The organism is Dyadobacter sp. CY326 (assembly GCF_021390515.1).
Classification (GTDB): Bacteria; Bacteroidota; Bacteroidia; order Cytophagales; family Spirosomataceae; genus Dyadobacter.
The window spans coordinates 1-24,777 of sequence record NZ_JAJUXI010000011.1 but is presented as its reverse complement, the minus strand read 5'-3'; the positions used below and the strand labels follow the sequence as shown (position 1 = coordinate 24,777).

11 protein-coding genes are annotated in these 24,777 nt (G+C 46.3%); 9 read left to right on the top strand and 2 right to left on the bottom strand.

Features of this window, described 5'->3' with window-relative positions; genetic code table 11:
* The first annotated feature begins 41 nt into the window (after nucleotides 1-41).
* Nucleotides 42-3,806 (top strand): PVC-type heme-binding CxxCH protein, encoded by a 3,765-nt coding sequence (locus LZG73_RS20815; protein WP_233854245.1) that lies wholly within the window; start codon nucleotides 42-44, stop codon nucleotides 3,804-3,806.
* Nucleotides 3,807-3,912: 106 nt separating this feature from the next.
* Entirely contained in the window at nucleotides 3,913-4,791 is an 879-nt protein-coding gene (locus LZG73_RS20810; RefSeq protein WP_233854243.1) for an AraC family transcriptional regulator, read from the top strand.
* Between the two features lie 25 nt (nucleotides 4,792-4,816).
* Here LZG73_RS20810 and LZG73_RS20805 read toward each other — a convergent pair whose 3' ends face one another.
* Nucleotides 4,817-6,313: a hypothetical protein gene (locus LZG73_RS20805; RefSeq protein WP_233854241.1), complete on the bottom strand. Its 1,497-nt coding sequence runs from the start codon at nucleotides 6,311-6,313 to the stop codon at nucleotides 4,817-4,819.
* 113 nt (nucleotides 6,314-6,426) lie between these two features.
* On the opposite strand from LZG73_RS20805, the gene LZG73_RS20800 reads away from it, so the two are divergent.
* The 6 genes from LZG73_RS20800 to LZG73_RS20775 all read left to right on the top strand — a co-directional run bounded on the left by LZG73_RS20800 (nucleotide 6,427) and on the right by LZG73_RS20775 (nucleotide 22,156).
* Complete coding sequence (locus tag LZG73_RS20800) at nucleotides 6,427-10,221, top strand: hydantoinase B/oxoprolinase family protein (protein WP_233854239.1); 3,795 nt, start codon at nucleotides 6,427-6,429, stop codon at nucleotides 10,219-10,221.
* Nucleotides 10,222-10,235: 14 nt separating this feature from the next.
* The gene (locus LZG73_RS20795) at nucleotides 10,236-11,399 is read left to right on the top strand and encodes an NRAMP family divalent metal transporter (RefSeq protein ID WP_233854238.1); all 1,164 of its coding nucleotides are present in this window, start codon (nucleotides 10,236-10,238) and stop codon (nucleotides 11,397-11,399) included.
* A gap of 201 nt (nucleotides 11,400-11,600) precedes the next feature.
* A complete protein-coding gene (locus LZG73_RS20790; protein WP_233854237.1) occupies nucleotides 11,601-13,922 on the top strand; it encodes a S9 family peptidase in 2,322 nt (773 codons plus the stop codon).
* Between the two features lie 82 nt (nucleotides 13,923-14,004).
* On the top strand, nucleotides 14,005-17,508 hold the full coding sequence (locus tag LZG73_RS20785; protein WP_233854236.1) for a PVC-type heme-binding CxxCH protein: 3,504 nt from the start codon (nucleotides 14,005-14,007) through the stop codon (nucleotides 17,506-17,508).
* A 45-nt stretch (nucleotides 17,509-17,553) separates the two neighbouring features.
* Nucleotides 17,554-20,550: a SusC/RagA family TonB-linked outer membrane protein gene (locus tag LZG73_RS20780; protein WP_233854235.1), complete on the top strand. Its 2,997-nt coding sequence runs from the start codon at nucleotides 17,554-17,556 to the stop codon at nucleotides 20,548-20,550.
* Between the two features lie 22 nt (nucleotides 20,551-20,572).
* Nucleotides 20,573-22,156, top strand: coding sequence for a RagB/SusD family nutrient uptake outer membrane protein (locus LZG73_RS20775; RefSeq protein WP_233854234.1), 1,584 nt, complete (start codon nucleotides 20,573-20,575; stop codon nucleotides 22,154-22,156).
* A 171-nt stretch (nucleotides 22,157-22,327) separates the two neighbouring features.
* On the opposite strand, the gene LZG73_RS20770 is transcribed toward LZG73_RS20775, so the two are convergent.
* Nucleotides 22,328-23,149, bottom strand: coding sequence for a DUF3800 domain-containing protein (locus LZG73_RS20770; RefSeq protein WP_233854233.1), 822 nt, complete (start codon nucleotides 23,147-23,149; stop codon nucleotides 22,328-22,330).
* 131 nt (nucleotides 23,150-23,280) lie between these two features.
* Between LZG73_RS20770 and LZG73_RS20765 the strand changes: the two genes are divergently transcribed.
* Entirely contained in the window at nucleotides 23,281-24,666 is a 1,386-nt protein-coding gene (locus LZG73_RS20765) for an aminopeptidase P family protein (RefSeq protein WP_233854231.1), read from the top strand.
* The last annotated feature ends 111 nt before the right edge of the window (nucleotides 24,667-24,777 follow it).

Genomic DNA, 24,777 nt, shown 5'->3' with positions numbered 1-24,777 from the left:
AGTCTTAAAGACTTGGAAAGTCTCTATACAAACCAAACCCAATGAAAACCAAAGCGTTATCCTTTATACTTGGTATTGTCCTGCTGGGCTGTGCCTCTCAGCCTTCATCGCAGAATGCGTCGGTGAAGAGCTCCTCGGCCAAGAGTGAGGCCGGAAAGGCGCGGCGTCTGGAAATCCTGTTTCTGGGAGACAACGGACATCACAAGCCTGCCGAACGCGTTCCGCAGATCATGGCTGCATTAGGCCCGAAAGGTTTCAATTTTACCTACACGGATAACCTGAACGACCTTAATCCCGAGACACTTAACAAATACGATGCCCTGATGCTTTATGCAAACTGGGATTCCATCGCGCCGCAGCAAGCGAAAGCATTGCTGGATTACGTGGCGAGCGGAAAAGGTTTTATCCCCATTCACTGCGCTTCGTATTGTTTCCGCAATAACCCGGATGTCGTGAAGCTGATGGGTGGTCAGTTTTGGAAACATACCTGGGACACTATTCAACCTGTTTGGACAAAACCGGATCACCCTGCGATTGCTGGTGTGAAAGAATTTAAAACGGTGGACGAAACCTATTTGCACGAAAAGTTACAGCCTGATAATATTGTCCTGACAGAACGCTTGATCCAGAAAGATCAGGAAAAAGACAGACCGGGACAGCAAAAAGAGCCTTATACTTGGGTGAGAACGCATGGAAAAGGCCGCATTTTTTACACGGCTTATGGTCACGACGAACGCACCTGGTCGGTTCCTGGATTTCAGGATATGTTGGAAAAAGGGATTCTTTGGGCGGTTAATGATGACGCCAGAAAATCATTGGCAGCTTTGGCTCCAAAACCCTTTGAATATCGCGCAGCTAAACTCCCTAACTACGAGCAACGCCCAGGCGAACAAATGCAGCAATTGCCGTTGTCGCCGGAAGAATCTGTAAAGCACATTCAAATCCCGGTTGACTTCACATTGGACGTTTTCGCGCATGAGCCGGACGTAATGCACCCGATCGCAATGACCTGGGATGAGCGCGGCAGATTGTTTGTTTTGATCACAAAAGATTATCCAAACGAGCGCAAAGACACAGGCGGAAGCGATTACATTTTGATTTGTGAAGACACAAACAAAGATGGCAAGGCCGACAAATTCACGAAGTTTTCAGACGATTTGAGCATTCCGACAGGTTTAGTTTTTGCCAATGGCGGAATCATTGTTTCGCAAGCGCCGCATATGCTTTTCTTGCAAGATACAAATGGCGATGACAAAGCGGATGTAAAGAAAATCCTCTTCTCAGGCTTTGGAACGGGTGATACGCACGCAGGACCATCTAACCTACATTATGGATTCGACAACTGGGTTTACGGATCGGTTGGCTACTCCGGTTTCAAAGGAAAATTCGGAAGCAAAGACTCTCTGGACTTCGGACAGGCACTTTTCCGCTTCAAGCCGGATGGAACTGATATGGAAATCGTTGCCAAAACCTCTAACAACACGTGGGGACTTGGTTTCAACGAAGCAGGCGATCTTTTTGGCTCAACGGCCAACAACTCGCACGGCTGGTATAGCGCCATTCCAAACCGTTTTTTTGGCAAAAGCAAAGTGGATAACGGAAGCCGCAGCACAGATACGCACAAAGACATGCAGCCTATCACGCCGAAAGTGCGTCAGGTGGACGTTTTTGGCGGATTTACTGCCGCAGCCGGACATAATTTTTACACAGCAAGAGCATTTCCAAAAAAATATTGGAACAATGTTGCATTCGTTTCTGAGCCTACGGGACACATTCTGCACCAAAATTTCATGACTCGGAAGGGAACCGATTTTGAGGATGCATTAGGCTTCAATTTGCTGGCTGGTGCCGACGAATGGGTTGCTCCTGTATTTGCAGAAGTGGGTCCGGACGGCGCGGTGTGGGTGGCTGACTGGTATAGCTACATTATCCAGCATAACCCGACGCCAAAAGGGTCTGAAAACGGAAAAGGAAATGCTTATGAAACCGATTTGCGTGATTTTACACACGGTCGTTTGTATCGCATTGGCTGGAAAAACGCGCCGAAATATACGCCAATCGTTTTGAGCAAAGACCGCCCGGACGAGCTGGTTGCAACATTGAAAAACACCAATATGCTATGGCGCCGTCACGCGCAACGCCTTTTGGTGGAACGCGGCCAGAAAGATGTTACGGCGAAATTGGTAGAGCTGGTTAAAGACAAATCAGTTGACGAAGTTGGCCTGAACACCGCTGCCATTCACGCCTTGTGGACATTGCACGGCCTGAAAGCCATTGAAGATCCGCAGGTTTTAGCTGCTGTGACGGAAGCATTGAAACACCCATCTGCTGACGTGCGCAAAACGGCCGTTCAGGTGTTGCCACGCAATCCTGCAACTGCGCAGACATTGCTGACAGCCGATGCATTGCACGACAAAGCACCGCTTGTGGTTTTGAATTCGCTGCTTGCATTCTCCGAAATTCCTTACACGCCGGAAGTTGAAACTGCGGTTTTGGGATTGATGGACACTTTTGCACAGCCCGAAGATCGCTGGATGCCGGATGCTTTTGCAGCGGTTTTAAATGCACAAGATGGCAAATTGCGCGAAAAATATCTGGCGCAACGTGCTGGCAAAGCGTCTTCTGCAACCGCGTTAACACAAAAAGCGAATGCGGATAAAGCGATGGATCACAGCAACATGGACCACAGCGCGCACGCCGCAGCTGCGAAGCCAACCGTTGAAGGATCGGCAGAACTGGCCATTACAAACATTACGATCGAGCCAAAAACACCTTACGTTCGTGAATATGCGCGCGTGGTGATTGAGATTACAAATCAAGGCACAGTGGCGGTTCCAAAAGAGCTGGTTCCGGTTGTGAATGTAGGCATCAGAAGCCGTTCTTTGAACACCAATTACATCAGCCGCCAGCTTACCAATGGCATCGCGCCAGGTGAAACGGTAAAACTGACTGAGGGAAATAATGGCCCTTGGAAATCAGGTTTCGGCTTTACATCGGATGAGTCGGGCAAGGTGAATATCACTGCGACTGTGGACGTTGACAATGTAGTTCCTGAGAAGGATGAAAACAAAAACAACACCATGAGCAAAAGCTTCGAAGTGAAGCGCATGGATAAACTGTCGGATTTTGCTTTGGAGCGCGCAACGCGCGGTTACACTTCATATGCAAGCGGTGACGATGTTTTGAAACTGATGAAAACAGCGCAAACCCTTGATCCGCAAGGTCGCAATGCAATTTTCAAAGGAATCGTCGGCGCATGGAATCCGAAACGTAAGGAAACGGCCAGCGACGAAGGCAAAACATTGCTGGCTTCTGTTAAAGGCGACCTCCCGGAAGATTTGAGCGCTCGTTTCACGACATTGATGGAGTCTTACGGCATTAAAGAAGATGTCGCAGTTGACCCAAATGTTCAGGTGGTTCAAATCAAAGCGATCCGCGAGGAAATGAAGTTCAGCTTAACCGAATTCACTGCCATTGCAGGTAAAACGATTGAACTCGTTTTCGAAAACCCGGATGCCATGCAGCATAATGTTGTCGTTGGAAAACCAAAATCAACTGAAATCATTGGTGCAGCTGCTGACAAAATGATTACTGCAAAAGACGGCGCTGAGAAAAACTACGTTCCGAACATTCCACAAGTGTTGGCCGCAACGCCGCTTGTGAATCCGGGACAGACTTTCCGCCTGAAATTCGTGGTGCCTGACGCAGTTGGCGATTATCCATATGTCTGCACATTCCCCGGTCACTGGAGATTGATGAAAGGCAATATGAAAGTAATTAAAGAGCAGGCGGTTTTGAGTAAATAATTCAAAAAACGAGGCTTAAATTGAATCCCGGGTGCTACTATTCATGCGCCCGGGATTCTTTGTTTTAAAACAAAAGCCTTATCATTATATCTCAGGCACCATTTCAATGAAAGTCGTTCAATTCACTATTCCGGTTTCCAAGGAGCACACCATTGTGGTGCAGGAAGACATTTTGCCGCATTACTACAATCATTTGCACCGGCACCGGGAAGTTCAGATTGAGTGGGTGGTGGAAGGTTCCGGCATCCTCATCGCCGGGAATTATATGCAAAGGTTTGAGTCGGGCGAAGTCTATATTATCGGTGCCAATCAGTCGCATATTTTCAAAAACGACGAAGCCTATTTCAATCCCGAAGAGAAAAAGCAAATACATTCCGTTTCCATTTTTTTCAATCCCACGCAGTTGCACCAGAACATTCTGAGCCTGCCCGAAATGAACAGCATTAGGAAATTTGTGGACGGCCTGCACAATGGTTACCAGATTCCGGAATCCGCATTGCTCATCGTCCAAAAAACGATTTCAGAATTAAAACAAAACAAAGACAGCATGCGGGTCGCGTCGTTCATTTCGCTCCTGCATTTGTTCTCCACAATCCGGGACATCAAACCGCTGGCGACTAACAACAGCGAACAAATCATTTCCGAAGTCGAAGGAATCCGCATGGACCAAATTTTCCAATATCTGGTCACGAATTACAAAAGGCACATTTCCCTTGCCGAAATCTCCGAAGTCTCCAACCTCACCCCCCAAGCCTTCTGCCGTTATTTCAAAAAACACACCGACAAAACCTTCATCAGTTTCCTCAACGAAGTTCGCGTCAACGAAGCCTGCAAAATCATCATCTCTGGAAAGTTTGACAGCTTTTCGGATGTGAGTTATCAGACTGGATTTGATAATGTGACCAATTTTAATCGAGTTTTTAAGAAGATCATGGGGAAGTCACCGAGGGAATATCAGCGGGGTTTTTTGGAAGGGGTTGCTTAGTACCAGTAAATCCTGCGAATAGATTTTAAGGTAGCAATTCCGTTAAATTTCTAAGAAAGTAATCTATGTAGGTCTTAGAGATTAGTGCGCTGTCATAGCACACCGTTACTTGTAGCTCTCCATTATAAGTAAAGGCACTCACATATTTCTCTATGTTATCAAGTACCAGAACCAATGGCAGAAATCCGGAAAGTATATCTTTGCAGTTTTTGTTTATCTCTATTACCCCTAGATTTGTAAAAGCAAAAGCAGGTCCGATTTTATTCGCTCCCTTTTTTGCTATAAACCTCTGAATTGTTCTGTCGCTGCGAAATCCGAATTTATTTAGCTGAACCAGATCAAGAAAAATCGGGCTTAAGAAATAAGCTGATAGACCCTGTGAAATCGATTTAGGTTGCAGTTTTCTCTGGATTGAGATTTGCAAATATTTTAGAGTATCTGACTTTAATACATTTACAAATCCAGCCAGGCTAATCCTCACTCCGGTGACAAAGTAGCCAAACTGCCTTCCTGGGCTTTTGGCCAACATATCTCTTAGATTTACGGAAATCATAATTTCTTCCTGAGATGCTTTTTCTGAAAGTTTTAGTTGACTTTCGTATAACATGTAGGTAAGATAGGTGTTTACAGAAACTTTGCTTTCTTTCGCCGCAGTGATAATCTTAGTAGTCAAGCATTTATCAAAACTAACCGACTGAAATTTAGGCTGGTGGCACTTCCAATAAGCCGTACTGACCTCGGAAAGTACTCTCTGAGATAGCTTGAAAGAACTTTTTTTCACTTTCAAATTCATGTATGACAAAAGCAATCTTTCTACAATTAACCAGTGCCTCGTCTTTAAATGCCTTGGATGGAGTGTTACTGATTCATTAGCCACTGGTATAAATCCTCTTGATAGATAGGCAGCAATATCCTCTAACAAGTATACCATCGACTTCCCATCACAGATACAATGATTAGCAACGATTATTATTTGGCAACTATCTCCGCTCAGTTCATTGACAATAAATTTAATAAGGGGTCTTTCAAGCTTCCATTCCTCTTTCAAATGGTTGTTAGTTATCGTCTCATAAGATTGCCCTTTGTATTGTATTATTTCAAATGCATCGGTGTCAACATCGACAAAGTAAGCATCGTTCGACTCATCAATTTTAACAATATTGGCTATTAATGGATGAGCATGATTGATCTTTTTCAGACAGTCGTTTAATTGCTTCTTGCTTGGGAAAATAGATAGTTCACACCCCATAATTACAGTGGAATCGGGACTAGAAATATATAATCGGGGAATTCCTTTCAGCCTCGTTGTAGACAGCAATTTCCCCTTTTGATATTTTCGTGCATAGATAATCGCCACTAAACAAATTGGTAGAGCAAAATACCAATTTCTCCACCACCATAATTCTTGTAAGTAAATGCCAGCAAAGCCGATGACTGTCCACTTAACGATAACGTATATGAACAGCACCAAACTATTCCTCTTAGTTATTTCTGAACTACCGTTTTTTCCTGTAAAACTCATATATTGTTAGTTTTGGAAATCCGACTTTAAAGAAAGAATAGGATTCTTAGTCTCGGGCAACCATTTGACTAAAATGCTCATTAACCTGTTAAATCATTTAATCCGCTTATTATTTGGTCACTTCAATTATCAAATGGCAAATCTGGATTGATACCGGCGGTACGTTTACCGACTGTCTCGCTACCAACCCGCAAGGCAATAAGACCCGCATCAAAGTCCTCAGTTCGAGCTGTCTCCGTGGACGAATTTTGAGGAAGGTAGGGGAAAACATTTTTGAATTCTCCACCAATTGGTCTTTCGATGAAAATCTTCTGCGAGGTTACGCATTCGAAATAATTGGTTCAGGCAAACAGAGCCGCATTCAACATATAGATAGCAAAGCGGGCATTCTTAAATTGACCGACAATCTCCAATTCGAAACACCAGTTGATTTTGAGATCACTACGGGCGAAGAAGCTCCTATTCTGGCAGCCCGGCTTTTGACCAATACGCCTTTGAATAAAACATTACCAGCGCTGGAAATGCGGCTCGGCACCACGAAAGGAACCAACGCTTTACTCGAAAGAAAAGGAGCTAAAACACTTTTAATCGTTACCAAAGGTTTTAAAGACTTGCTTTACATCGGTAATCAGCAACGCCCTTCCCTGTTTCAACTCGACATTCCCGAACCGAGATTGCTTTATTCCGAAGTTCTGGAAGTCGAAGAACGGTTGGATGCTTCGGGAATTGTAATTCAAGATTTGAGGGCTGATAGTTTGACAGCATTAGCAATCTCAAATAGCGCAGATTCTATTGCTGTTTCGCTGTTACACTCCTATCAAAACAATGCGCATGAGCTTTTGGTTGAGAGAGCATTCATAGAAATTGGAGCGAAATACATTTCCGTTTCGTCCAAACTTTTCCCATTCTCCCATTATCTGCGCCGCACGCAAACGGCCGTGGTAAATGCGTATCTCGATCCGGTTTTAGATCAATATTTGACCAATATAAAAAATGCGTTGGGCAGCATCCAGCTTGCAGAAGGCAGCCTGAAAGTCATGACCAGCACCGGGAGCCTGTCGAAAGTCAACGGCTTCCGAGCCAAAGATAGCTTATTAAGCGGGCCAGCCGGTGGGATGGTTGCGGCGGCTAATGCTGGAAAACGCCTCGGGTTCTCCAATTTGATCACATTCGATATGGGCGGGACGAGCACCGATACGGCGTTGATCGACGGAGGGCCAGAGTTGAAATACATTACCGAAATTGACGGGATTGAATTCCATAATCCAACATTGGCGATTGAAACCGTTGCGGCGGGAGGCGGTTCTATTTGCTGGTTTGATGGATTTTCATTGCAAGTCGGGCCGGAGAGTGCGGGTGCTTCGCCTGGACCTGCGTGTTATGGAGCCGGTGGGCCACTTACGATTACGGATGTGAACTTGCTTTTGGGAAAACTGGATGCCTCTAAATTTGGCATTCCAGTTCGGGCGGATGCGGCTTTGGCGGCGCTAGCCGCTTTGCAAAACAACATTGAAACACGGACTGGAAACTCACTTTCATTTCAAGAGCTGTTATCTGGCCTGGAAAGCATTGCCAATGAGAAAATGGCTGATGCGATTCGGAAAATCTCCGTTGGAAAAGGCATTAACCCTGCTGATTTTGCGCTCATCACTTTTGGCGGCGCGGGTGGTTTGCACAGTTGCCAGCTGGCCGATTTGCTGGATATTCAAACCGTGATCATTCCTTATGACGCCGGACTTTTCAGTGCCGTGGGAATGGGCGAGGCGTTGATCAGCACCATTGTTTCAAAACAAATCTTGCTCCCATGGCGCGAAGCGAAGGATCAAATTGAACATTGGAAAAATGAGCTTTTGCAAGAAGGCGCTGAAAAACTACAAAATCAAGCTGTTAATGTGTTTGAGACTGCATTTTGCTATGTTTATCTCCGTTTTGCAGGACAGGAAAATACGATCGAAGTGAATTATGATGGCGCTGAGACATTAAATGCTTTTGAAAAACTTTACACGGCACAGTTTGGCTATTATCCTTCGAATCTGACGGTTGAATTGGAAAGTTTAAAGTTAATGGTTCAAGAGAAAGCAGCTCCTATTAAACCAGAAACGATTATTAAGGAAGGAAGTTCAGCGAATGCATCAAGAAGCGTTAGTCCTTTATTTAAAACTAACTCATTTGAAACTGAAAAAGCAAATCATGACACTGAGGCAAGCCTTTTCGAATGGGATCAACTTTCGGCGGGTGATCAAATTACTGGCCCCGCGATTTTATTAAACAACACTTCCACAGCCTACATCCCGAAAAACTGGAAACTGATCATTCAAAACAGCAAGGACGCCATTGCTTTTAAGACTTCGGAAACGCAGGTTATAGCCGAAAAACAAAGCGAGGAAGTTGCATTGCAGCTTTTTACCAACCGTTTCAAATCCATCGCGGACGAAATGGGCGTTCAGTTGCAGCGGACTGCGTTTTCGGTGAATGTGAAGGAGCGGCTGGATTTTTCGTGTGCGTTGCTGGATCAGGATGGCGAGTTGCTGGTGAATGCGCAACATATTCCGGTGCATTTGGGCAGCATGGGCATTTGCGGGCGGCTGGTGAAAGATGCGATTGAGATTGGTCCGGGGGATGTGATCATTACAAATCATCCGAAATACGGAGGCTCGCATTTGCCTGATATTACATTGATTTCGGGCATTTTTACGGAAGACGAAATTTGCATTGGATATGTGATCAACCGCGCGCACCATGCCGAAGTCGGTGGCAAAGCGCCTGGCTCGATGCCACCCGACGCCACTTGTCTGGCCGAGGAAGGCGTTATTATTTTGCCTCAATATTTGATTAAAAACAATGTATTTCAATGGGATAGCATTCGCCGCCTTTTCACCGAAGGACCCTATCCTACCCGGCATTTCCTGTCCAATGAAGCCGACATTATCGCTGCATTATCTGCATTAAGGAAAGGAAGCGAGCAAATGTTGAGATTGGTAGACTTGCATGGATTGGAAACGGTGCGGAAATACATGCGGTTACTAAAAGAAAATGCTGTTGCGCAGCTGGAAGCAGCATTAACATCGCTTCACGGCCAAACTTTTAAAGCAACCGAGCTTTTGGACGACGGTCACCGCATTCAGGTGGCTGTTTCAATCTTCCCTCAAAAACAGATTTTCGACTTCACAGGAACTTCAAAAGTGCATCCCAACAACCTCAATGCAAATATTTCGATCTTGTACAGTGCGATTTTGTATGTGTTGAGACTTTTGGTAAACAAAGAAATCCCGCTGAATGATGGCTTGATGAAAAATGTGGACATTATCCTGCCCGATAACAGTTTTCTGCATCCTGACTTTTCTGACAATCCATTTGAGTGTCCAGCTGTGGTCGGTGGGAACACGGAAGTGAGCCAGCGGTTGGTGGATACATTGCTCAAAGCATTCGGATTGGCGGCGTGCAGCCAGGGAACGATGAATAATTTCCTTTTCGGCGACGAGCAATTTGGTTATTACGAAACCATAGGCGGCGGAACCGGTGCTGGGCCGGGCTTTCATGGCCGGTCTGCAGTGCACCAGCACATGACCAACACGCGCATTACTGATCCCGAACAATTGGAACGCAAATATCCGGTTCGCTTATTGGAATTCGGCATCCGAAAAAATTCAGGTGGAAAAGGAACATTCAACGGCGGCGACGGCATTGTGCGGAAATTCGAATTTCTGAAACCATTGCAAGTGACTCTGATGGGACAACATAGAAAATACGCACCTTATGGATTGAATGGAGGGGAAAATGGGCAATGCGGCGTGCACACGTTGATTCGCGGAGATGAATCGTCTCTATTACCCGGAATTTGCAGTTTGACAGCGAAGGAAGGCGATATTCTGGTTATCGAAACGCCGGGTGGCGGTGGATTTGGTTAAAATTTGATATCAAAATGGCAAGCAACAAATCCTCCAAAGCATTACTAGGCGCTGCATTCCTGATGGCAACCTCGGCAGTTGGACCGGGTTTTCTGACGCAGACGACCGTTTTTACGCAGCAACTTGCCACCAGTTTCGGATTCATCATTCTGCTGACGGTCATCATTGACCTTTGTGCACAATTTAACATTTGGCAAATTATCACCGTTTCGGGAAAACGAGCACAGGAACTGGCCAATGAACTATTTCCTGGACTAGGTTATTTGCTGGCTTTCCTGATTGTAATCGGCGGTTTTGCATTCAACATTGGCAATGTGGCCGGAGCTGGTTTGGGCTTGGAGGCCATGACCGGAATGAATGTGAAAGTCGGGGCGGTTTTGAGCGCGGCAATTGCGATTGGGATTTTTCTATTCAAAGAAGCTGGAAAAGCGATGGATATTTTCAGTCGCGTGCTCGGCATGTTAATGATTGTTTTGATCCTTTATATTGCATTTACATCACATCCGCCGCTGGTCGCAGCTTTGCATCGCACCATTTTACCCGAAACATTTGACGCGACGGCGGCGGTAACATTGGTCGGTGGGACGGTTGGTGGATATATTTCGTTTGCGGGCGCGCACCGGTTGCTGGATAGCGGGATTAGCGGCGAGGCTTCGTTGACGCAAGTAAATCGGAGTGCTGCGACAGGCATTTTGATCACGACTGTTATTCGTTATTTGCTGTTCCTCGCAGCATTAGGCGTCGTTTTGTCCGGTGCCGTCATTAATCCCGAAAACCCAACCGCTTCCATTTTCGAACAAGCCGCAGGATCGGCGGGACGGCAGATTTTTGGTTTGGTGATTTGGAGCGCGGCCATTACTTCTGTGGTCGGGGCGGCTTACACTTCGATTTCTTTTGTGCGTTCATTTCATCCGTTTTTGGAAAAATATCATTCTGCATTGACCATTATTTTCATCGCCATTTCCACGGCCATATTCACAATTATCGGCAAGCCGGTGAAAGTTCTGGTTTTTGTGGGAACATTGAATGGCTTCGTTTTGCCCGTTGCGCTGGCTATTTTGCTGATTGCGAGTGGAAAATCGCGGTTAATGGGCACTTACAAACATTCGCGCACCTTACTCGTGATGGGCTGGCTCGTTGTTGCGGTCATGGCGGCATTGGCATTTGGAATCTATTAACCTAGCGAATCAGAATGTGCACCATTGTTTATTCTAAGCTTCTGCACATATCCCGAATTAAATCCTCTGTTTTACCCTTAAAGCAAAATCTAAGACTGAAATAAGTTAATATCGGTAAAAAAGGCGCTAATTATAACGAAGTTTATTGCAACCCAGAAGGGTAATTTTACCCATACGAAATTGAAGTTAATCTCTCTTAGTATGGTGCGTTTTACCAGTCAAAAGCTTCGTCTGCTGGCCTTTTTTGTCGGCGCCACGGTCATAATGTTTGCTCAAAAAAGCATTGCACAACAATCTGCATTGTCTCCTTACCATCCTGATGCGGCGGAAATCACGGCTTCCTATAAGCATATGGAGCTCATGGATTCGTTGACAAAAGGGACGATCTTGAAAGCAACCATCCAGCCTACCTGGCAATCAGACGGACATGCTTTTTGGTATAGAAACGTGTTGAAAGACAGCCTTACAGAATATGTTTTTGTAAATCCAACAACCGGTAAAAAGACAAATCCACTGGACAAAAAAGAGCTGGCAACTGCACTTTCGAAAGCACTCGATTCCACATTATCGGCCGATAAATTATTGCTCAGCGAAATTTATTCAGACCCTAAAAATCAAACCCTTTTTGTGCAGACAACAGGCAAATGGTTTGCATTTAATACAAAAACCAAGACCGCCAAAAAGCTGGATAAACTGCCCATCGAACGGCCAAAAGAAATAGGCTGGACGCGTGCCATAAGTCGGTGGAGGCCGTTCCGGGCGGACAGCACTTCGCCGGACAAAAAGCTGACCGCTGTCATCCGAAACGGCAATATTTATTTAACCAAAAAAGAAGCAAAAGATGCTCAGCAGCTCACATTTGAAGGAAATCCGCTGAAACCTTTTGGCCAACTCAGCTGGTCGCCGGATGGGAAATACATTGTTGCTTACCGCATTACGCCGCATGAAGAACGGCAGATCAGCATCATTATGTCGTCCCTGCCCAACACGACGCGCGGCGAGGTGAAAACGCGTGGTTATGCGCAGCCGGGAGATGAATTTACGTCTTATGAAATGTTTGTGGTGAATGTCGAGACAAAGGCATTGACCAAAGTCAAATCGGACATGATCGACTTTTTCGAGGCGCCGGTGATTCGTTGGCGGCATGAGGATAACACGCATTTTACTTACGAAAAAGTGGACCGCGGGCATCAGCGTTTCCGGGTGATTGATGTGGACGCGGCAACGGGCGAAACGCGGAATGTGATTGACGAAAAAACGGAAACATTTATTTACCAAAACCTGATTTACACGCATTACCAACCCGAAAAACACGAAATTATCTGGTCTTCTGAAAAAGATGGCTGGCGGCATTTATATCTGGTGGATGAGCTTTCAGGCAAGATCAAAAATCCGATTACAATAGGCAACTGGGTGGTTCGCGACATTGACAGCATTGACACCCAAAAACGTGAAGTCTGGTTTCGGGCAAGCGGCATGAATGCGGACGAAGACCCATATCACATTCATTATTACAGAATCAAATTCGATGGCAGCGGACTAGTAAAATTGACGGATCATGCGAAAGCAACGCACCAGCTCACTTTTTCACCCGACCGCACTTACTACATTGACACTTACTCAACGATGATGAGCCCGCCGGTTTCTGAGCTGCGGAAAACGGCGGATGGCTCATTGGTTACCAAGCTGGAAGAGGCCGACATTTCACAATATCTGGCATTGGGCTTTCAGTTACCCGAGATTTTCAAGGCCAAAGGACGCGATGGCGAAACGGATATCTGGGGCATTGTGTATCGTCCAAGCAAATTTGATCCGACTAAAAAATACCCGATCATCGAGAACATTTACGCCGGTCCGCATGATTCGTTTGTGCCGAAAGCATTCCGTTCTTATGGCGAAATGCAGAGCATGGCCGAGCTTGGATTTATTGTGGTGCAAATGGACGGCATGGGCACGGCCAACCGCTCCAAAGCATTTCACGATGTGTGCTGGAAAAATCTGGCTGATGCCGGTTTTCCGGACCGCATAGCCTGGATGAAAGCATTGGCTTCAAAATACGCTTACATTGATTCGACCAGAGTGGGCATTTACGGCACTTCCGCGGGCGGGCAAAATTCGCTGGGTGCCTTGCTTTTTCATCCTGGCTTTTACGATGCTGCGGTTTCCGCCTGCGGATGTCATGATAACCGTGTAGACAAACAATGGTGGAACGAACAATGGATGGGTTACCCCGTCGGCAAGCATTACGACGAACAATCCAACATTACCAACGCCACCAAATTGCAGGGCGACCTGCTGCTGATCGTAGGCGAAGCGGACACGAATGTGCCGCCCGAATCGACTTACCGCGTGGCGGATGCATTGATCAAATCGAACAAAGATTTTGAATTGCTGGTGGTGCCGGGGATGGGCCACAGCGACGGCGGGACTTACGGAAGAAGGAAAAAGAGGGACTTTTTTGTAAACAAATTATTGGGGGTAACGCCTCCGAAAAGAAATAAAACAGACCTAACACCACAGTAAAATAGATCAGAACCGGCCGGAAACGGTGTAATGGATTGCAAAAATTGCAAACATCCAGACAGGAAAACTTTGCCTTTTCAAAATGAAAAAAATACTACTCATACTGACATGCTTACTCTTCATCAACAGCTGCACTAGGAAATCTGGAACGAATGTTCAAGTAAAATCCAGTGAAGGTCGGCGCATTGAAATCCTGTTCCTCGGCCACGACAGCAAGCATCATTATTCGGAAAAATTCTTTCCCATGCTGGCGCATCCTTTGTTCCAAAAAGGCATTAACCTGACTTACACATCGGATCTCAACTCTTTGAATACAGAGAATCTAGCGAAATATGATGCGTTAATGATCTATGCCAACCATAATGTGATCTCTAATGCGCAGGAAACCGCGGTGAAGGATTTCGTCGAAGGTGGCAAGGCATTGATCCCTTTGCATGCGGCTTCTTTTTGTTTTCAAAATTCGGATTGGTATATCAAAGCAGTCGGCGCGCAATTCAGCACGCATGACTACGGGACATTCACTGCGCCTATTACACAGCCAAATCATCCGGTGATGGCGGGTTTGAAGGAGTTTGAAACCTGGGATGAAACTTATGTACACGCGAAGATCAATCCGGATATTAACATTTTGCAGGAACGTGTGGAAGGCACGCATCGCGAGCCGTGGACCTGGGTGCGGACGCAGGGAAAAGGCCGCGTGTTTTACACCGCATACGGGCACGATGAGCGCACCTGGAAACAAAGAGGATTTCACGATCTGGTGCTGAATGGCGTGTTGTGGGCGATTAATGATGAGGCAAAAGCAGCGTATGCAAGCCTGAAACTGCCCACGCCCGAATTCAAGGATGCCGACGTTCCAAACTACGAAAAACGCGATCCGGCGCCAAAATTCCAGCTTCCGCTTTCACCAACAGAATCTGCAAAACTGATCCAGGTTCCGGTTGATTTTGATTTACAATTATTTGCTTCCGAACCCGACATTGTAAAACCCATTGCAATGGCCTGGGACGAAAAAGGCCGCTTGTGGATCATTGAAACAGAAGATTATCCAAACGAAATCAGAACCGAAGACGGAACCGGAAAGGACCGGATCAAGATTTGTGAAGACACAAACAATGATGGCAGGGCAGATAAGTTTACCGTTTTTGCAGACGGCCTGAACATTCCGACCAGCATTACATTTGCCAACGGCGGCGTCATCGTAGCCCAAGCCCCGCATTTCATTTTCCTCAAAGACACGAACGGCGACGACAAAGCCGACGTGCGCGAAAACATCATCAGCGGCTGGGGCAAAAGCGACACGCACGCCGGACCTTCCAATTTGAAATATGGGCTGGATAACAAGATCTGGGGCGTGCTGGGATATGCAGGTTACCGCGGAACGGTGAATGACAAGCCGGTGAATTTCAGTCAGGGCATTTACACATTTGATGTGGATGGCAAGAATCTGGAATACATTGGCCGGACGTCGAACAACACCTGGGGACTGGGCTTTTCGGAAGATTTTGAAGTGTTTATTTCAACAGCCAACGGCAATTACAGCGGACATTTCGCGATGCCATTGGAATATGTAAAACGCTCCGTCGCGGATGGCTCGGGTAACACCGTTTACAAGCTCGATTCACATTATGACATGAACTATATGACGCCTGCATTGCGCCAGGTGGATTTTCATGGCGGCTTCACGGCTGCAGCAGGTCATAACCTTTATACAGCGAGAAATTTCCCTAAACAATATTGGAACGCAACCGCATTTGTCTGCGAACCGACGGGCCGCTTGCTTTATCAGGCCATATTGAAACCAAAAGGCGCAGGTTATAAGGAGAAAAATGGTTTCAATTTGCTGGCCAGCTCGGACGAATGGTTCTCGCCCGTACATGCGGAAGTGGGGCCGGATGGAGCCGTTTGGGTGGCGGATTGGTATAGTTTCATCATTCAGCATAATCCTACACCGCGCGGTTTTGAAAACGGAAAAGGCAATGCTTACATCAACCCGCTGAGGGACAACAAACACGGACGTATATACAGGGTCGTTTATAAAAATGCAAAACCTTATCAACCGGTAAAACTGGACAAAAACGATCAGGCGGGGCTTTTGGCAGCATTGAAAAATGACAACATGTTCTGGCGCACCACAGCGCAAAGATTGATCGTGGAAGCGCAGCACACAACATTGATTCCCGAGCTGATTAAGCAGGTTAATGATCCGTCTGTGGATGAAATTGGCTTAAACAGTCCCGCCGTGCATGCGCTTTGGACATTACAAGGATTGGGTGCGCTGGATGGCTCTAATGAAGAAGCTTATCACGCGCTGGTTCGTGCGGTGCGGCATCCGGCTGCCGGCGTTCGCAAGAATGCAGTGAAACTTTTGCCAAGAAACGATAAAACGCTTTCTGCATTGAAATGGACGAACTCATTGAATGATCCAGATTTGAAAGTTAGGCTCGCCGCAATTCAAGCGCTGACCGATTTGCCGGCTTCTGAGGAAATTGGAAAAATGCTTTATCTGGCTGGTCAGGATTCGGAAAATGCTGCGGATGAATATTTGCAGCAGGCTATTTTCTCAGGCGTGATCAAGCATGAAGCCGGTTTTAAAAATGCAGCCGCAAAACTTAAAGATTCCACATTAACCGCTCGCATTGAACGTGGTTTAGTGCAGGAAACTTATGTACTCAATCTCTGGTCGCCGCCGATTTTCCCACCGGACATTGCCAACAAAGAAATCACCATTAAGGCCATTATTACCAAATCGGATGAGGAATTATCGGGCGTAATCACGTCGCAGGGCAACAAGGAGAATGGTTACAGTCTTTATATGAATGAGGGAAAACTGCATTGGCTGATCAAACAGGATGGCAAAGCTTATGACATTTATTCAAACCAAAAGTTGCCCGCTGAGCGCTTTGATGCGGTTGCAACATTGTCGGAAGGCGGCGAAATGACATTGGCCATTGAGGACGAAACGCCGGTGAAGGGCAGAGCCGCATCGCTTTTCGCCAAACCATTCAATCCAGACGACATTCGCCTCGGACGTGACTTGCGTGATGAAAACCGAGTAGGCGATTATCCTGAAAATTTCAGGTTAAGAGGCTGGCTGGATGTCAAAAGCACGATGCAATTGAACCAGGTTTCAAAAGATAAACCAGAGAAAAAAGTGGCCTCAGCAGTGCCAGTTGCAAAGCCGGAAGCCATTGGAAAAGGCAAAGGAAGCCCGATCACGGTTAACCTGAAAGTGATTGAGCATGAGATGAAATTTGATAAAAAAACTTTCACTGTAAAACCCGGACAAAAAGTGACGATCCGCTTTACTAACCCTGATTTTATGCAGCATAACCTGCTTATCGCCGCGCAGGGAAGTCTGGAAAAAGTGGGTGCGGCTGCCGATTTGCTCGCCCGGGAAAGCAATGCCATTGAATTGAATTACATTCCAAAAATGCCAGAAATCCTTCATTCGACTGAGTTGATCAGTCCGGAGGGAAGTACAACGCTTGTTTTCATTGCCCCCGAAAAACCCGGCGATTATCCTTTCCTGTGCACCGTCCCGGGCCATTGGCGGATTATGAATGGAATCATGAAAGTGCAGTAAGTAACCCAGCTAACTAAAATTTTATCACCATCTAACTTTTGACACATGAATAAACAATTATCCAGACTTATTCAGGAAGTGGCCTGTTACCTGCTTTGCAGTGTGGCCGTGCTGCTTTTCCTGCCAGCCACCGCAAAGGCAGCCGACCGCCAGATTACCGGAAAAGTGGTTTCCGCCGAAGACAAAAATCCGTTGCCCGGCGTGACCATTATTGTAAAGGGAAATAATACCATTGGAACAGCCACAGACACCGAAGGAAAATTCAAACTGACCGTTCCAGAAGACGCAACGCTTATTCTCAGCTACATTGGTTACACCAGTCAGGAGCTTGTTGTGGGCAGCCAGAATGACTTTAACATTGAGCTGGCTTCGGACCAAAAACAGCTTTCGGAAGTGGTCGTGATTGGTTATGGAACGCAGAAAAAAGGCGACATTACCAGTTCGGTTGCGAGCATAAAGCGGGAGGATTTTGTAAAAGGAACCGTGCGCGATGCGGCGCAATTGATCCAGGGAAAAGTGGCTGGTTTGCGCATTACAACGCCCAGCGGCTCGCCTACTTCGAATACGCAAATTAACCTGCGCGGGATTAACTCTATTAACGGAACCTCTGCGCCTTTAATTTTGATCGATGGGATTCCAGGCGGATTGAACACTGTTGCGCCGGAAGACATTGAGTCTGTGGACGTTTTGAAAGACGGATCTGCGGCTGCGATTTACGGAACGCGGGCAACGGGCGGTGTAATTTTGATCACCACGCGTAAAAACCGCAACAACACTTCGCGGTCAAGCGTGGAATATTCGAATTACGTGAACATTCAAACTATCGCGCGCAGACCTAAACTGCTGACAGGCGATGATTACCGTAGAAAAATCAGCGAAGGCATTGATTATCAGGACTTCGGCGGCAACACCGACTGGCTGGATGAGATCACACAAAAACCTGTAAGCCACAACCATAACCTGACATTCTTTGGCGGAAACAGCACGACAAATTTTACAGGATCAGTGAATTACAGGAATTGGGAAGGGATCTTTTTGAGATCAGGACAAAACCGCTTTACCGGCCGCGCCGACCTCAATCACGCGATGTTTGATAACAAATTAAAAACAAACATTCAGATTATTAACCGCATTACTTCGTCCAACGGAGCGGTCTCACCTGCGAATAATGACGCGGCTTATGGCTATGCTTATCGCCAGGCAATGATCCGAAATCCAACGGACCGCGTGAGAACAGAAACAGGCGCATGGCAGGAAAGAGACGGTTATTTTTACGAAAACCCGGTCTCGCTTTTGAACGAATCAAACTATGAAGCCAAGTTCAAAGAAATGCGGATGAGTGGAAGTCTGGATTATGCGCCGATTGCCGATTTGAATTTTAAATTATTGGTTTCAAATGTGCAGAACAGCACCCTCGAGGGCGGTTCTACAACATTTAACCACACGGCAACGCGCCTTAGCAACCAAAATGCAACTGCATTCAGAAGCACCGACGCGAACAACGAAAACCTGCTGGAATTCACTGGAAATTATGCCAAAACATTTGGTAAACACCGCTTTACATTGCTGGGCGGTTACAGCTGGCAGGACGCAACCTACGAGGCATTCAGCGCAAGCAACTGGGATTTCCCAACGGACGCTTATGACTGGAACAACCTCGGCGCGGGCGGCGCTTTGCAAAAAGGACAGGCTGGAATGGGAAGCAGCAAGAACAAATGGCAGCTCGCAGGCTTCTTTGGTCGTTTGACTTACAGTTTGGACGAGAAATATTTGTTCATGGCGAGCGTTCGTCGCGAAGGTTCATCCAGATTTGGGATTAACAATCAATGGGGAACATTCCCGGCGGCTTCCGTGGGTTGGAGAATCAGCAAGGAACGTTTTATGGAAGGGCTTACAGGCGTTTCTGAAATTAAGTTAAGAGCGGGGATTGGTGTCACGGGAACCATTGCGAGTGATCCGTATTTGTCACAAATCAGCTACAATTTTACGCGTACGGAAGGTGCTTTTATTGGCGGAAAATGGGTTCCTGGTTTTGTTCCGGCACGTAACTTCAACCCTAATTTGCGTTGGGAGAAAAAAGAGGAGATCAATGCCGGTGTGGATTTCGGTTTCTTGAAAAACAGGATCAACGGCTCGGTTGATTTTTACAGCCGCAAGGTGAAGGATCTGCTTTACGATTTCCCCGTTCCGGTTCCTCCTTACTTGATTAATTCGATGCTGATCAATGCAGGAACGATGAAAAACGAAGGTTTGGAAGTGTTGCTGAACATTGTGCCCATTCAAACTGCTAACCTGCAATGGAACACTGGTTTCACTTATTCGACCAACAGAAACAAACTGGTGAGTCTTTCCAATGACCAATTCGAAGCATCCAATGACTTTTTCGATGCGGGTTACACCGGCGAGCCTATCCAGGTTTCCACGCACCGCGTGAAAGTGGGCGAGCCTATCGGACGGTTTTTCGTTTGGAAAAGTGTTGGCCTTGATGAAAAAGGTGCCTGGTTGGTTGAAAACAAAGACGGCGAGGTCATTCCTATCGCCAATGCAACACCGGAAGATCGTCAGTATTACGGCAACGGGATTCCAAAACACGTCATGGGCTGGAATAACTCGGTGCGTTACAAAAACTTCGACTTGGCTGTAAATATGCGCGGCGCGTTCGGATTTGACATTCTTAATTTCCAGAGCATGTTTTATAATAATCCAAAAAACAAGGCTTACAACATGCTGAGCACAGCTTACGATCCGATCGACGGCAAAGTGCTGAACAATGATCTGGTGTATGTTTCCAATTACATTGAAAAGGGCGATTACTGGAAAATTGACAACGTAACATTCGGCTATACTTTGCCAAACACCGTTTTGAAAGGCTTAAAAAACGCCCGCATTTTTGTTTCGGGACTGAATCTCGCTACCATTACAGGTTACACGGGAATTGACCCCGAAGGCGTAGACATGACGGGTTTTGCTCCCGGAAGCGACCAGCGCGACAAATATCCGACAACGCGGACATTCACAGCAGGCCTAAGTGTAACATTCTGATCCACAGCCAATTTTTGACAAAATGAAAAACAAAGGAAAAATATACATCATACTCGCATCCATGATGGGTGCGGCCACGCTCTACTCCTGCACCGACCTGGAAGAACAGGTTTACTCAGAGGTTTTGTCGAGCACTTATCAGCCAACCGAAAAGGACATTCCAGCAATCGTAGCGCCTGTTTATTCGTCCCTTCGCGGATTAATGTTAGGCTGGCAGGGCTATTTCGATTTGCAGGAAGAAGCAGCCGACGCCATTGTAACGCCCGTGCGCCCAAATGGCTGGGACGATGGCGGAACGTATCGCCGGATGCACCAGCACACCTGGACTTCGCTCCAATGGCAGCCGGAAAATGCCTGGCAAAGCTCATTCCGCAGCATTACTACAGCAAATCGTGTTTTATCTCAAATTGCAGAAGGTGAAATTCCTTTAACGACGGGAAAAGTGGAACTGGAATCTGAGCTCCGGGCTGTGCGTGCATTGGCTTATTATCTTTTGCTTGATAATCACGGCAATGTGCCCATTGTGACTGACTTCAAGGATATTTCTTTGCCAAAACAAAACACACGCAAGGAAGTGTATGATTTTGTGGTCAAAGAACTGCTGGAAGTGATGCCTAACCTTAGCGAAAACGCGTCCACCACTTACGGACAGCTTAACAAATGGGGCGCAAAAGCGCTTTTAGCAAAAATATATTTGAATGCACAAGTTTACACCGGAACGCCTGAATGGGAAAAGGCGATTGCGCAAGCTGATGATGTAATCAAAAGCGGCAAATACGCATTAGATGCCAACTATTCGGATGTTTTCACCTGGACCAATTTCAATTCCAAAGAGATCATTTTCGCAATCCCTTACGATGAAATTTATGGAACCGGCAACCAGATCCACATGAAAACGCTCGACCCATTGAGCCGCACCGTGTATCCGATGAACGCCGGTCCATGGGGCGGAAACTGCGCCGTGCCGCAATTTATCGACACCTACGACGCCGAAGACGGCCGCCTGGCCGACACCTGGATCATGGGCCCGCAGAAAAATGCAACAACGGGAGCCGTCGTGATCACTTATTCAAAAACCGTCCCCAGCATTGAAAAAACAGCTTCCACAGACGGTTATCGCATTGGAAAATACAAAATCAAACCCAACGCAACCGGCAGCTTGGACAATGACTTCCCACTGCTTCGTTATGCCGACGTGCTGATGATCAAAGCAGAAGCATTGCTGCGCACAGGCAAAGCAGCCGACGCAGCAACCATCGTAACGGAAGTCCGCAAACGCGCATTCAAAGCCAACCCTGCAAAAGCCACTGTAACCGCAGCTGATCTGGCAAAAGGCAGTCGCTACAATTACGGTTTCCAGGCAGTGAACGGCACCATCACCGAACGCCAGGGCGGAGACGATGTGAAATTCGGACGCTTTTTGGATGAGCTAGGCTGGGAATTCGCAGCCGAAGCCCACCGCCGCCAGGATTTGATACGGTTTGGTATATACGAAACCAAAAAGTGGTTCAACCACCGTCCGCAAGCACAGCAACGGGCGTTGTTTCCAATTCCGCAAACAGAGTTGGACAAAAACACAAACCTGAAACAAAATCCGGGATACTAATAAAGAACTCAAATAGGTTAGGTAATAAGCTCCTGCTCCCACGACTTGTTGGTGAGCAGGATTTTTTTGTATTCTGTAATTATTTTTTGATCTTTGTATCAGCCTGTTATGCATGAAGGTCGGCTCCACGCCGTTGAAGGGTATCCTTCTTAGTGCACTTACGGGCTTTTTTTATGGGATAAAATTCAACTTTGTGAGCTTGTTTTTCCGGCCATAATAGTTTCCTGCTCTCCCATCTTCAAGCCTATATTTATCAAAATCGTACAGATCTATTATCAAACCGATTTGATCGCTGATATAATCGTAATAACGCGTTTCACCTTTTTCGAAAACTCGTTGAATTGCCCAGCAGAAGTAGTCTGCAATATTGAGCAACGGCTCCGTTGTTGGTTGCTGGACATTGAAAACCACCCAGCAGTTATTCGATTTATCCGGAGCTTTTGTTTTTGACCGTTCGACTGATTTGTCCAATCCTTTTTGCAGGTTAGCATGTGTCGTACATTGCGATCGATGTGCAATGTTCAGCACCAGGCTATCATATTTATTAAGTTTGTTTTTTAGCAAATGGGACATTAAATCGGCGTAAAACTCCGCTTCTCTACCATTATGCTTGCTTTGATAAAGGGTATATATTTTTCTTGCTACAATGGCCTCAAAACTACAATCAACGCTTTTGATCAAGTCAAACGCCATTTTCCTGACTTCCGGAATATCATCTTTCGCATGAATATAGAATCCCATCTTATCTTTCCTTTTTTGAATGCTGGGAATTCCAGTGAAGTAAGGATCTTGGGCGATTTTGGATTGCAAATCGATGACTTTTTGCCTTACAACGTCCAAGGGTTCGTATATTTTCAACATTCCAAGGATAAAGCATTTCGAAACGCCATCGTTACCAACAATTGGCGTGTTACCTTTGCCATAGAAAGTTGTATCGCCAGCTTCGTCCAGAAAACGGTGGTGATGAAAAAGAGGTAATTTCTTTGTAGTCATTATGATTTTTATAGTGTGTTAAATAAATAGACGTTTCAAATAAGTAAATTAAAATCATTCATCAAAACGTTCTTTTGATATAGACAAACACAGCCGAAAGCCGACCGCTGACGGCCGAAAGCCACATCATTATGTTCTCAACAGAAACTTACAAGCAACGCCGTCAGATATTAAAACAGAAAGTTGGAAGCGGCCTTATTCTTTTCTTAGGCAACGAAGAGTCCGGGATGAATTATCGGGATAATACTTATCCGTTTCGCCAGGACAGCACTTTTCTATATTATTTCGGGCTGGACATTGCGTCGATTCATGCCGTTATTGACATTAATAATGATCAGGAAATCATTTTTGGCGATGAACTGACGATTGATGATATTGTCTGGACGGGTTACCAGGAACCGCTTACTGAAAAAGCCGCAAAAGTAGGCGTTACGCAGGTGAAATCCCTTTCGGCGCTTGCTGGATATTTAAAAGACATTCAGAATAGAAAACAAGAAGTCCATTTCCTGCCCCCTTACCGTGCAGAGCATACATTAAAATTGCAGGAATGGCTGCAAATCTCGCCTGCCGAAGCTCCGCAACGTGCTTCTGTAAAGCTGATTAAGGCCATTGTTTCCATGCGTTCATACAAATCAGCAGAAGAGATTGCGGAGATCGAAAAAGCAGTCAACACGTCTATTGACATGCACTTGGATTTCATGCGCACAACCCGCCCGGGCATGACGGAAAAAGCCATCGCCGGAAAGTTACAAAGCATTGCCATCGCGCGAGGCGGCGACATTTCCTACCCTATTATCCTGACCGTCAACGGAGAAACATTACACACGCACACCCGCGACTACGTTATCAAGGACGGCCAAATGGCATTATGCGACGCCGGAGCCGAAACCGCCATGCATTACTGCGGTGATCTCACGCGCACCATTCCCGCAGGAAAGCAGTTCAGCAGCATTCAGAAAGAAATGTATGAGAACGTCCTTAATGCACAAGTTTCAGCAATCGCAGCATGCAAACCAGGCGTTTTGTTCAAAGACGTGCATGCATTAGCATCAACCAAATTACTGGAAGGCCTAAAATCAGTAGGCATTATTAAAGGCGATCCGCAGGAAGCACTTGCAAACGACGCCCACACCCTATTCTTCCAATGCGGCCTCGGCCACATGATGGGCCTAGACGTTCACGACATGGAAAACCTCGGCGAACAATACGTTGGCTACACAGACGACCTCATCAAAGGAACCACCTTCGGCTGGAAATCCCTTCGCTTAGGCCGAGCCTTGGAACCCGGTTTCGTGCTAACGGTTGAGCCTGGCCTTTACTTTATCCCAACATTAATTGATCGCTGGAAGGCGGAGAATAAGCTTTCTGAGTTTATAGATTATGGGAAGTTGGAGCAGTTTAGGGATTTTACGGGGATTCGGGTGGAGGATAATTTGGTGATTACCGAGGATGGGAATCGGGTGCTTGGTAAGGGGTTGGTGAAGGATGTGGTGGGGATTGAGGCGTTGCGGGGGTGATGTTATTTGGAAAAAATGACTAGTCCTAAGATAGCGATACAGATTTTAGATTAGTTTAATTAATACTCACAAAGCCGTTGCAAGGTTATTCTTGTAGCGGTTTTCTTTTTT